At 64.2% G+C, this 12,166-nt stretch carries 9 protein-coding genes; 4 read left to right on the plus strand and 5 right to left on the minus strand.

Annotated elements, in window-relative coordinates:
- Position 1: 1 nt before the first annotated feature.
- From HY852_RS14200 to ugpB, 4 genes are all read right to left on the minus strand, one after another.
- Positions 2 to 901 (minus strand): ABC transporter permease, encoded by a 900-nt coding sequence (locus HY852_RS14200; protein ID WP_291605380.1) that lies wholly within the window; start codon positions 899 to 901, stop codon positions 2 to 4.
- Positions 902 to 905: 4 nt separating this feature from the next.
- On the minus strand, positions 906 to 1,919 hold the full coding sequence (locus tag HY852_RS14205; RefSeq protein WP_291605381.1) for an ABC transporter permease: 1,014 nt from the start codon (positions 1,917 to 1,919) through the stop codon (positions 906 to 908).
- 48 nt (positions 1,920 to 1,967) lie between these two features.
- Complete coding sequence (locus HY852_RS14210) at positions 1,968 to 3,587, minus strand: ABC transporter substrate-binding protein (protein WP_291605382.1); 1,620 nt, start codon at positions 3,585 to 3,587, stop codon at positions 1,968 to 1,970.
- Between the two features lie 196 nt (positions 3,588 to 3,783).
- Complete coding sequence (gene ugpB / locus HY852_RS14215; RefSeq protein WP_291605383.1) at positions 3,784 to 5,109, minus strand: sn-glycerol-3-phosphate ABC transporter substrate-binding protein UgpB; 1,326 nt, start codon at positions 5,107 to 5,109, stop codon at positions 3,784 to 3,786.
- 263 nt (positions 5,110 to 5,372) lie between these two features.
- Here ugpB and HY852_RS14220 point away from each other — a divergent pair, with 263 nt between their 5' ends.
- From HY852_RS14220 to HY852_RS14230, 3 genes are read left to right on the plus strand one after another with little or no spacing between them, the layout of a single operon-like run.
- Positions 5,373 to 7,451, plus strand: a complete 2,079-nt coding sequence (locus HY852_RS14220) for a HAMP domain-containing sensor histidine kinase (protein WP_291605384.1) — start codon at positions 5,373 to 5,375, stop codon at positions 7,449 to 7,451.
- Entirely contained in the window at positions 7,421 to 9,169 is a 1,749-nt protein-coding gene (locus HY852_RS14225; RefSeq protein ID WP_291605385.1) for a DUF3369 domain-containing protein, read from the plus strand. The genes HY852_RS14220 and HY852_RS14225 overlap by 31 nt, the downstream gene beginning before the upstream one ends.
- Positions 9,166 to 9,900, plus strand: coding sequence for a response regulator (locus HY852_RS14230; protein WP_291605386.1), 735 nt, complete (start codon positions 9,166 to 9,168; stop codon positions 9,898 to 9,900). Before HY852_RS14225 ends, HY852_RS14230 begins: the two co-directional genes overlap by 4 nt.
- A 24-nt stretch (positions 9,901 to 9,924) precedes the next feature.
- Here HY852_RS14230 and HY852_RS14235 read toward each other — a convergent pair whose 3' ends face one another.
- Positions 9,925 to 11,196, minus strand: coding sequence for an FAD-binding oxidoreductase (locus HY852_RS14235; RefSeq protein WP_291605387.1), 1,272 nt, complete (start codon positions 11,194 to 11,196; stop codon positions 9,925 to 9,927).
- A gap of 352 nt (positions 11,197 to 11,548) precedes the next feature.
- Here HY852_RS14235 and HY852_RS14240 point away from each other — a divergent pair, with 352 nt between their 5' ends.
- A complete protein-coding gene (locus HY852_RS14240) occupies positions 11,549 to 12,160 on the plus strand; it encodes a sigma-70 family RNA polymerase sigma factor (RefSeq protein ID WP_291605388.1) in 612 nt (203 codons plus the stop codon).
- Positions 12,161 to 12,166: the final 6 nt, after the last annotated feature.

Below are 12,166 nucleotides of genomic sequence, written 5' to 3' on the forward strand. Positions count from 1 at the left end.
TTCACGTCCTCCGCTGCGGATCGACGATGTCGCGCAGGCCATCGCCCAGCAGGTTGAAGCAGAATACCGCGAGCATCAGCGCAAGGCCGGGGAACAGCGCGATCCACCACTCGCCCGAGACCATGAAGCTGGCGCCTTCGGCGACCATGATGCCCCATTCGGCGGTCGGGGGACACACGCCCAGCCCGATGAAGGACAGGCCCGCCGCGTTGAGGATGGCATAGCCCATGGTCAGCGACATCTGCACGATCATGATCGGCATGATGTTGGGCAGGATGTGAACCAGCAGGATCCGGAATTCGCCGTTGCCGGAGAGCCGCGCCGCCTGGACGAAGCCGGCATTGCGGCGGACATTGCCCTCGGCGCGCGCGACGCGGGCATAGAGCGGAAAATTGACGATCGCGGTCGCGATGATGATGTTCTGGACGGTGTTGCCCAGCGCCGCGACGATGCCCATCGCCAGCACGAACAGCGGGAAGGCCATGATGGTATCGGCGATGCGGCCGACGATGCGGTCGGTCCAGCCCCCGAAATAGCCGGCGGCAATCCCGGCCAGCCCACCGAGCAGGAAGACCAGGGCGACCGAGCTCACCGCAATGAAGCAGTCGAGGCGGGTCGCCACGATGACGCGGCTGAAGATGTCGCGCCCCAGCTGGTCGGTGCCGAACCAGTGCGCGGCCGACGGCGCCTTCAAGGCCGCTGCGGTGTCGGAGGCGAGCGGATCGTGCGGCACGACAAAGGGACCGAGCAGGGCCGCAAAGACGATCAAAAGCAGCAGTGCGAAGGCAAAGGCGGTGACGCGGTTCTCGCCGAGAACGTATCTGGCGTGCTCGAACATCGCAGCAAGGCCGCTCGCCCGCGCGGGCGCGGCAGGTTCGGCAACGGGAGCGACGCTGCTCATGCTCCTACCCTTCCAGCCGCACGCGCGGATCAATCACGCCGTACAGGATGTCGATCAGAAGATTCAGAAGCACGTACATGACCGCCATGGTCAGCACGAAGCCCTGCACGGGCGCGAAGTCGGAAGCAATCAGGGCCTCCACCGCATAGGAGCCGATGCCGGGCCAGGCGAACACTTTCTCAACCAGCACATTGGCCCCGAGCAGGAACGAGAACACCATGCTGAGGGTGGTGATGACAGGCAGCATCGCGTTGCGGAAGGCGTAGGTGACGATCACGGTCGACGGCGCAAGGCCGCTCGCGCGCGCCGTGCGCACGAAATCGGAGGCGAGCACCGCCAGCATCGAGGCGCGCGTCATGCGCGCGATCGGCGCCAGCGAGAAGATCGCCAGCGAACCTGCCGGGAGTACGAGCTGGGAGAGCGCGGAACGGAACGCCTCGAAGTCGCGCGCGATCAGGGTGTCGATCAGATGGAAGCCGGTCACCGTCGGCGGCGCGCTGTAGAACACGTCGAGCCGGCCGAGCGGCGCCGGCGACCAGCCGAGCCGGAAATAGAAGACGTAGACCAGCAGCAGCCCGGTGAAGAACACCGGCAGGGATACGCCTGCGGTCGTCGTGACGCGACAGAGATGGTCGATCCACGAGCCGGGGCGCGTCGCCGCGAGCACCCCGAGCGGCAGCGCGATCGAGATCGAGATGGCAAGGCCCAACAACGTAAGCTCGGCCGAAGCCGGCAGGCGGTTGCGGATCTCGGTCGCGACCGGCTGACCGGTGGTCAGCGAAGTGCCGAGATCGCCATGGGCGAGATCACCGATGTAGCGGACGAACTGCTCGACCAGCGGCTTGTCGAAGCCGAGCTTCTTGCGGATCTGGTCGATCGCCTCCTTGGTCGCGGAGGGACCTGCGAAATAGGTCGCCGGATCGCCGGGCAGCGCACGCGTGAGCAGGAACGTGACGACGACCACGCCGATCAGGCTCGGGATCGCGGACATCAGGCGCTTGCCGATCATGGTGAGCATGGAGGCGCCCCTGCGGACGATTTCACTGTTTCGCGCGCGCTCTCGGCATCACGCCTTCACCAGCGCGCGGTAGTCGAGGCGGCGGTGGAACCAGTACTGATAGCCCGACACGTTCTTCTGCATCGCGACGTTGACGAAGGGCTGGTACAGCGGAATGCGCGGCACCTCGGCGAAGGCGAGATCGACGAAGCCCTTGACGTCGGCATCGTAGGCCGCCTTGTCGCCGGTTGCCGCGGCGGTGCGCGCGCCGTCGATGAACTTGTCCATCGCCGCCGACTTGTAGCTCATCGTGTTGAAGATCGAATTGTTGCCGTGATAGCACCAGTAGAAGAAGTACTCGGGGTAATCGAGCCAGCCCGAGAACACGTTGGTGAACAGCGGCAGCTCCTTCTTGGTCAGCTCGGTGCGCCAGTTCGCGCCCGGCACCTTGTTGATCGTGGCCTTGATGCCGAGCTGGGCGAGGCTCTCCTGCACCAGGATGCAGAGCGGCTCGTTGACCTGGGCGAAGTTGAGATCGAAGGACAGCGTGGTCTCGAAGCCGTTGGCGTAACCGGCCTCCGCCAATAGCGCCTTCGCCTTCGCCATGTCGGTGTTGAATTTGTGCGGCTGCGGCCAGGCGACCTCTGTCGCCTTGGCGGCGGACGCGCCGAACATCGGGTTGCCAAGGCCGAACAGCACCGCATCCATGATCTTCTGGTACGGCATCGCATAGGCCATGGCCTGCCGCACCTTCGGATTGTCGAATGGCGGCTTGTTGACGTTCATGCCGATATACTGGATGCCGTTGGTGTATGGCAGCGACACCACGTCGAGCTTGCCGTTTGCCTTCATCTCCTGGAAATCGCGGAGCGGCAGTTCGTAGGAGATGTCGGCATCGCCGCGCTCGAGCATCGCCCGACGGTTGCCGGCCTGCGGCACCATGCGCCAGATCACGCGCTTGATCTTCGGCAGCGGACCGCCGACCCACTCGTCGTTGCGCTCCATGATCACTTCGGTGCCGGGCGTCCATTTCGTCATCTTGTAGGCGCCGGAGCCCGCGGTCTGCTGCTTGGTGTATTCGAGGCCCCAGGGATCCTTTTCGCTCGCGTTCTTCTTCACGAGCCCGGAATTCACAACGCACGGCACGATAACGGCGAGGTCGGGGATGGTGAGCCTGTCCTTCTTCAGGAAGTCGACGCGCACCGTGTGGTCGTCGACGACAACGAACTGCTCGGGCTTGGTCAGCGAGCCCGCGCTCATCTGGAAGGTCGGAAAGCCGCCGACGCTCACCGCGCGATCCAGCGACCATTTGACGTCCTTGGCGGTGACCGGCGTGCCGTCGTGGAATTTGGCTTTCTTCTTCAGCTTGAACGTCACCGACATGTCGCCAACGTTCATGTCCTCGGCGAGCTCGCCCTTGAACTTGTCGCGGTCGTAATAGGGAACGCCGCCCGGGCCGCTTTTCATCTCGTGGCTGATCAGACGGTCGTAGCAATTCCAGGAGACTTCGTAGCCGGGCACGTTGGTGCCGACGCCGTGGATGTCGAGATTGTTGGGACCGCCTTCGGAAACGACCAAGAGGGATTCGGACCTGGCATCCGCCTTGGCCGACGAAATGATTCCGGGGGCCGGCAGCATCGTGCCGGCAGCCAATCCGGAAACGGACTTCAGGAAATCACGACGCTTCATGCAAATGCTCCAACACAAAGGATGAGGTTGGAGAGACCGTCGCAAGGTTCGTGCCAAGGCGGCGATAGGAGCTAACCACCTGATATGGCAACGAAGTTTTGAAATTTCGTGGTTCTGAAGCAGTTTGGCAATTGCATACAAAGATGCGGTTTTGCTCAATGATTGAGCAATGTTTGCCAAATGCCTTCGCCGGAAGCTAGCGATCCGGGCTTGCGTGCTCGAACTGGCGCAGCAGCTTGTTGCCGCGCTCCACCGCCGAATCCAGCGCAGCCTGCGCAGGCTTCGCGCCGCGGAAAGCCTGCTCCAGTTCATCCTCGATCACGCCGCGAACCAGCACGAAGGAGCCGAGCCGGACGCCGCGCGAATTCTCCGTCGGCGGCTTCAAGGCGACCTGGCGGAAGGAGATTATGCTGCCGGGATGACGCTCGTAGAAGCCCTGCGCCCGCGTCAGATCGAAGGCGGCGCGGGTGATCGGCAGATAACCCGTATTCTGATGCCAGGCGGCCTGGACTTCGGGCTTCGAGAGGAAGGCGAGGAATTTCGCCACCCCCTTGTATTCCTCGCGCGGCCTGTCGCGCAGCACCCACAGCGTGGCGCCGCCCACGATCGAATTTTGCGGCGCGCCCTTAACGTCCGGCCAGTACGGCAGCATGCCGTAACCAACCTCGAATTTCGAATTGGCGATGATGTCGGCGCGCGTTGCCGAAGATCCGATGAAGATGCCGCATTCGCCGTTCTGGAAGCGTGGCTCCGCACTTGCCCCGCGCCCGCTATAATCGAACACCTTGTCCTTCTGCCATTCGGCGAGCTGCGCAACATGGCGCGCCAGCACCGGATTGTTGACGGTCAGGGCGGCATCGAGCCCGTCGAAACCGTTCGATCGGGTCGAGACCGGCAAATTGTGAAAGGCCGAAAAGTTCTCGACATTGATCCACGACGGCCAGGACGTGGTGAAGCCGCATACCGCACCCTTCTCGCGCAACCGCTTTGCCGCGGCGCCGACCTCCGGCCAGGTCTTCGGCGGGGTTTCCGCGTCCAGCCCCGCCTCGCGAAACATCTTCTTGTTGTAATAGAGGATCGGCGTCGAGGCGTTGAACGGAAGCGACAGCAGATGGCCGGCACTGTCGGCGTAATAGCCGGCGACCGCCGGAAGGTAGGCCTCGGGCGAAAACGGCTCATGCTCCTCGCGCATCAGCTCGAACACCGGATAGATGGCGCCCCTCGCCGCAATCATCGTCGCGGTTGCGACGTCATTGACCTGAACGATTGCCGGCTGCCGGCGCGAACGGAACGCAAAGATCGCCGCGTTCACCGTTTCAGTGTAGCTGCCCTTGTAGGCCGGCACGATCCGGTAGTCGGATTGCTGGGCATTGAAATCGGCGGAAAGTTTTTCCAGTTGCCGCCCAAGCTCGCCCGACATCGCGTGCCAGAACATGATGTCGGTCGCGGCCAGCGCGGGCGATGCCAGCGCGAGCGCGCAGGTCACACCGAGGAACTGCGACACTCGTCCCAGTAATTTCACGGCAAGTTCCAGGTTGCGACCGGGGGTGGCGGTATGGTGGAACCCCTACTTAGGGCTAGCCGGTTGCATTTGCAATCGGCTAGACGCAGTAGCCGGTTCCGTTGCGGCCTGCCCGGCGTTGAACCTTTCCTTGTCGCCATAGACTTCATCACCAAGGGGTTGAGTTTGTCAGTGTGTCGATGGCCGAAGTCCATGCCAGGGCGCAGGGCGATCCTGCTTCCGCCGCCTTGATCCAGTGCATTCGCAAGGTGGAGTGAACCGTCTTGGCAGCGTCCGGGCACAGCGATGTTGCGGAACGGCCGCCGGGTCCGGTCGGAGGGCTGCGCGCGCGCATCGTCCGCCTGCTACGTGCGGTGCCGATCCGCTGGCGCATCCTGTCGATCGCCGGCATCAATTCCGCCGTCGTGCTGGTGCTGGCCGCCTTGATCTGGAACGGCGCCCAGGTGCTGGCCTCGGCCTGGGACGACGTGCGCCAGGTCCGTGAATCCGACAAGATCCTGGCGCTGCTCGGGAGCGAAACCAGCCGCCTGCAGAACCTTATCCATCGCTACATCAACCAACCGAGCCCCGACCTGTTCGCGGAGATCCTGCTGCTGCGCGAGACCGTGCTCGGCACGCTCACCAACCGTGCCTCCAAGGATCCGGTACTCTCGGGCTCGGTAGCGGAACTGGAACGCGCGACCGAGCGCTTCCTCAACGGCTTTGGCGAATTGCGCGCCCTCCAGGCCACCATCGCCAGGACCTACGAGGACCAGGTGCTCGGCCCCGCCAGGGACATGGCAGGGCTCTATTCCGTCATCGAGGGCGCCACTGGCCGCCGCGACGCTTCGATCTGGCCTCCGCTGGGAAGATCCCGCGAGGCCTTCACCGCCGTGCTGGTGGCGGTCAACTCCTATTACCTGTCGCTGGCCAGCGCATCGGCCGAGGACGCCCGACGCAACACCGAGACCATCGAAAAGACGATTCCGGTGATGCTCCAATTTGGCGATAACGAGCTGCAGCGCGAGGCGCTCAAGAAGCTCGCCGCCCGGACCGCGGCGCTGCGCGAAGGCTTCACCAGGCTCACCGAACAGCTTGCGAACCGCACCGAGCTGCTCCGCACCAAGATCGACGCGAGCCAGGCCGACGCGATCGGCGCCATCGACGAACTGTCGACCAAGATGCGCCAGCGCGAGCAGAAGGCTCAGGAAACGTTCGACCGCACGCTGTCCGACATCTCGCGCCGGGTGCTTTCGATCGCCATCTTCTTCCTCGGCATCATCCTGACCGTGGGTGTGCTGATCGCGCTGTCGATCCGGCTGCCGCTCCAACAGATCATGACGGCGATGCGCGCGATCATGCAGGGCGATCTCGGCCGTGAGGTGCAAGGCACCCAGGCACGCGACGAAGTGGGGGCGATGGCGCGGGCGGTCGAGGTGTTCCGCGAGAACGCCATCGCCCGGCGCAAGGCCGAGGACGAATTGCGAGCGTCGAAGGAGAAGGCAGAAAGCGCCCTGCTCGAGCTCTCTACTGCGCAGCAGAACCTGATCGACGCCGAGCGGCTGGCCGCGCTCGGCGGCCTCGTCGCGGGCGTCGCCCACGAGGTCAACAACCCGATCGGCATCAGCCTGACGGTCGCATCCAGCTTCGCCCGGCGCAGCGAGATGTTCGGGGCCCAGCTGAGATCCGACGGCTCGCTGCGCCGCTCGCAGCTGGAAGACTTTGTCCAGGCCTCCCACGACGCCTCGCAGCAGCTTGTCGCCAACCTGCAGCGCGCCGGCGAACTGATCCAGTCCTTCAAGCAGGTCGCCGTCGATCGCTCGCACGCCGAGCGGCGGCAGTTCTCGCTCGCCGAAGCGACCGACCAGATCATCGCGAGCCTTCGTCCGGTCCTCAAGCGCTCGCCCATCAAGCTGTCGGTCGACGTGCCCGAGGGGCTGATCCTTGACGGTTATCCCGGCTCCTACGGCCAGATCCTGACCAATCTCTTTCTCAACACCGTCAAGCACGCCTTCGGCGACGGACGCTCCGGAACCATTACGCTCTCGGCACGGCCGCGCGGGCCGGACGACGTCGAGATCATCTTTGCCGACGACGGCGCCGGCATGACGCCCGAGGTCCAGCGCCAGGCCTTTGACCCTTTCTTTACCACGCGGCGCAATGAAGGCGGCACCGGCCTTGGCCTTCATATCGTCTATAACCTCGTGACCCAGCAGCTCGGCGGGCGGATGATGCTCGAGTCAAAGCCGGGACAAGGCACCACATTTCGCATTATTATGCCGCGGGTCGCCAAGGGTGGCCCAGCAAGCACCGAGACGGACGGAACTTCTCAATGGCCGAACAGGACGATGTCCTCCAACTGATCGAAGATACCGGCCTCGCCCGGGAGGATTCGTCCGCACGCAAATGGAAGATCGCCGTCATCGATGACGACGCGGCGGTGCATGACGGCACGCGCTTTGCGCTGTCCGACTACAGCCTGAACGGCCAGGGCCTGGAAATCCTCTCCGCTTATTCCGCGGCGGAAGGCCGCAAGCTGATGCGCGAGCACCCCGACATTGCCGCCGTGCTGCTCGACGTGATCATGGAGACCGACATCGCCGGGCTCGAGCTCGTGGAATACATCCGCAGCGAGCTCAAGAACGAGACCGTGCGAATCATCCTGCGCACCGGCCAGCCGGGCCAGGCGCCGGAACGGCGCGTGATCGTCCAGTATGATATCAACGACTACAAGGCCAAGACCGAGCTGACGGCGGACAAGCTGTTCACCTCGCTGACGGCGGCGCTGCGCTCCTACCAGCAGCTCGAGCGCATGATGCAGACGAGGCGGGGCCTCGAGATCATCATCGACGCCGCCTCCACCTTATACGATTTCAAGTCGATGCAGCGCCTCGCGGAAGGCGTGCTGACGCAGCTCGCCTCGCTCCTCAACGTCGACTGCGCCGGCATCCTGGTGCTGCGCGACGATGGCAGCTCGTCGGGGGCGGATTTCTCCGTGCTCGCCGGGAGCGGCTGCTACAGCCGGTTCATCGGCACCACTTCCTCCAAGGCGCTCGATCCCGACCTGCGGGAGCTGGTCGAGGCGGCATTCCAGCGCCGCAAGAACGAATTCGCTGATCATCGCAGCGTGCTATACTTGCGAACCGGCAGCGGCCGCGAGGTCGTCGTCCTGCTGCAGGCGGAGCGTCCGCTGTCGGAAACCGATCGCTCGCTGGTGGAAATCTTCTCGAGCCGCCTCTCGATCGCCTTCGACAACGTCATACTTTACCAGCAGCTGCAGGAGGCCAACACACAGCTGGAGGACCGCGTCGCCCAGCGCACCCGCGCCCTGATGCAGGCCAACCGGCGGCTGTCGGCACAGTGGCTGAGGCTGCAGCGTGCCAACGGCTTCAAGAACGAGATCCTCGGCACGGTCGCCCACGACCTGAAGAATCCGCTGGGCGTGATTCTCGGCCGCACCGAGATGCTGAAGGAGCTGATCGCGACCGCTGCGTCCGAGGCCGGCATCACCGCCCAGATCGACCACATCCGCGACGCGACCAAGCGGCTGACCACCATGGTCGACCACCTGATCTCGGACGCCATGGCCGATGCCTTCGACATCACCATCCGCCGCGAGCCGGTCGATGTCGCGGCGCTGGTCAATGAGGTGGCGGAGGCCAACCAGCCGCTCGCGATGAACAAGCAGCAGAAGGTCACTGTCACCGCGCCGACGAATCTCGTCACCATGTGCGATGCGGACCGGATCAGGGAGGCGATCGACAACCTCATCAGCAATGCCGTCAAGTACAGTCCGATCGGCGGCAAGATCACCGTCACCGCCGCCCGGGAGGGCGACAACACGATCGTCCACGTCAGCGACGAAGGCGCCGGCCTGTCGCCGGAGGACCTCGGCCGGCTGTTCGGCCGGTTCCAGCGGCTGTCCGCCAAGCCGACGGCGGGCGAAAGCTCGACCGGCCTTGGGCTTTCCATCCTCAAGCGTATTATCGACATGCATGGCGGCCAGGTGACCGCCCGTAGCGATGGCCCCGGAAAGGGATCGACGTTCACCATCACCTTACCCGCGACCGAGATGTCATGACCAAAAGCCAGCACATCATGATTGTCGATGACGAGGCTCCGGCCCGCGAGATGGTCGGAGATTACCTCAAGATGCACGGCTTTACCGTCACGCTCTGCGACGGCGGCAAGAGCCTGCGTGCCGAAATCGAGAAGGGCGTGCCCGACCTCGTCGTGCTCGACCTCAACATGCCGGAAGAGGACGGGCTTTCGATCATCCGTGACTTGAAGAGCCGCACCAACGTGCCGGTCATCATGCTCACCGCAACCGCAAGCCCGATCGACCGGGTGGTCGGGCTCGAGCTCGGCGCCGACGACTATGTGGCAAAGCCCTGCGAATTGCGCGAACTGATGGCGCGCATCCGCTCGGTGCTGCGGCGGAGCGGGCCGGCCAAGGCCGCGGTGGCGGAATCGGCGGCAAAGTCGGCCAAGGAGCAACTGGTGCGCTTCGGGACCAAATGGCTCGACTTGGAGGCCCAGGCGCTGCGCGACGACGAGGGCAACGAACATCCGCTGACCGCTTCCGAATTCGGCCTGCTCAAGGTGTTCGCGGCGAACCCGAAACGGGTGCTGTCGCGTGAGCGGCTGCTCGAGCTTGCGAATGCCAGGGATGCCGAGGCATTCGACCGCGCGGTCGACCTGCGCATCATGCGCATCCGGCGCAAGATCGAGCCCGACCCGACCAAGCCCGCCGTCATCCGCACCATCCGCGGCGGCGGTTACCTGTTTTCGCCGGCCGGCGAGAAGGCGTGACGATCGCGCCTTGGGCGAATTGAGTTAGAGGAAGCGCTCCGGTGCGAACGGCGTGAGCGGGATCTCCGGTTCACGACCGCTCAAGAGCTGCGCGACCAGACGGCCGGTGCGGGCCGAACTGCCGAGACCGATATGACCGTGCCCGAATGCATAGACAATGTCGCGCGAAGCCCGCGCATGGCCGATGCAGGGGCGCCCGTCCGGCATGCTTGGACGATGACCGAGCCAGGTCTTGACGGATGAGGCCGGAAAAGACCTCGGCAGCTTGGGAAACATGCTGATCAGGCTCTCGCGCAGAATATCGGCGCGCTTCCAGTTGGGTGCGGCATCGAGGCCTCCGATCTCGACCTGCCCGGCGGCGCGCAGCCCCGTATCGGTCGGATTGACGATGATCTTGAGATCGGCGGCCATCATCGAGGTGCGCGGACCGATCTCCGCATTTTCGACGATGACGTGATAGCCGCGCTCGGTTTCAAGCGGCAGCCGATCGCCGACGGACGCGGCGAGGTGCTTCGAACGCGCCCCGGCGGCGATCACTGCCGCATCACACGCGATCTCGCCGGTTTCAGTGAGAACCGCGACCAGCTTGTCGCCCGCGAGTCTTAAGCCGGTCGCCCTGGCTGAAACGTGCGTGGCCCCGTTGGCGACAGCGTGAGCGGCGAGCGCGGCGACGTAGCCGCCGGGGTTGCGGCAGCGCCCGGCCTCTTCCACCAGCACACTAAAGGTGTAGCGCGGATTGAGATCAGGCTCGCGCTGGCGCAGTTCCTCGGCGGAAAGCTCGAGCCATTCGATGCCAACGCGCTTGCGAATACGCCAGCCGAGGTCGGCATCGAACGGCGCGCGCGAAGTGAAGACGTGCAGCAGCCCGTTGCGCTCAATCATGTCGCCGACGCCGGCCTCTTCCGCCAGCTTCTTGTGCAGGGCCGGCGCGTCCTTCAGGAGAGTACGCAGGGCACGTGCCGTCTTCTCGACCCTGGCTTCTGTCCAGCCCGAGAGCAGGTACTGGATCAGCCAAGGCAACGCTCTCGGCAGATACAACCAACGAATGGCCAGCGGGCCGAGCGGATCGATCAAGTAGCCCGGGACCTTTTTCCAGATGCCCGGCTCCGATGGCGGAATCACCGAATGGGACGATAGCCAACCGGCGTTGCCATAGCTCGCCGCCTGCGTGCCGCCGGGCTCGCCCGGATCAACCAGCGTAACGCGGTGTCCGTCGCGCAACGCCTCGATTCCGCTGATGACGCCGACAGCGCCGGCTCCGATGATGACGACGTGCCTGCCTGTCGGTGTGGTCATGAGCGTGCCCCTTGAGGAAACAATCCCTGCCTACCCCTTGTCTTGGCCTCACTCAAATTCTGTTCAGGACCGCGCAGGACGTGCCCGGCCAATTCAGCCTTCTGGGCTCGCTGCAATACCGCTCGCTCAGGCGGCGATTCGTTCCGACAAGCCGCATGCCGACTCCCCAGTCTTTCGCTAATTGAAATCACTCGCATTTATGTCCCGATTGTTTCGTCGTCCGGGGTGCGACGAAACAATTCGGCCGGCGACGAAACCATTTTCCGCTTCTCGTGGAGACGTCCCGAAACGTTCGCTCATTAACACTCCGCCCAACAAACGCCGCCGGTCGCGGCGCCAAGGGGAGCGTGTCATGCAGAACGTCGTCGCCATCAATGCAAAAGCCAGCCAAGGCATCATCGCTGCTCAGGTGACATCGGACGACATGCTGTTGGAGAGTATTGCCGGGGGCAGCCGCACGGCCATGCACACCCTCTATTGCCGTCACAACCTGCGCGTCTACCGCTTCATCCTGCGCATCGTGCGCGATGCCACCACGGCTGAAGATCTTGTCAGCCAGGTCTTCCTCGACGTGTGGCGTACCGCCAGGCATTTCCAGGGGCGCTCGCAGGTCTCGACCTGGCTGTTGTCGATTGCGCGTTACAAGGCGCTGACCGCACTGCGCCAGCGGCGCTTCGAGGACCTCGACCAGGAGGACGTGAGGGAAATTCCCGACCAGGCGGACACGCCGGAAACTTCGCTGGATCGCACCGACACCAGAGCCATTCTGCGCGCCTGCGTGGCCAAGCTGTCGCCGGCGCACCGCGAGATCATCAACCTCGTCTACTACCATGAGAAGTCGGTGGAGGAGGTCGGCCAGATCATCGGTATCCCACAGAGCACGGTGAAGACGCGCATGTTCTACGCCCGCAAGCAGCTGGCCGACTTGCTTAAGGGTGCCGGCGTCGATCGGTTTGCCGCCTGAATACCA

It is taken from the genome of Bradyrhizobium sp. (assembly GCF_016213215.1).
In the GTDB taxonomy this organism is placed as follows: domain Bacteria; phylum Pseudomonadota; class Alphaproteobacteria; order Rhizobiales; family Xanthobacteraceae; genus Bradyrhizobium.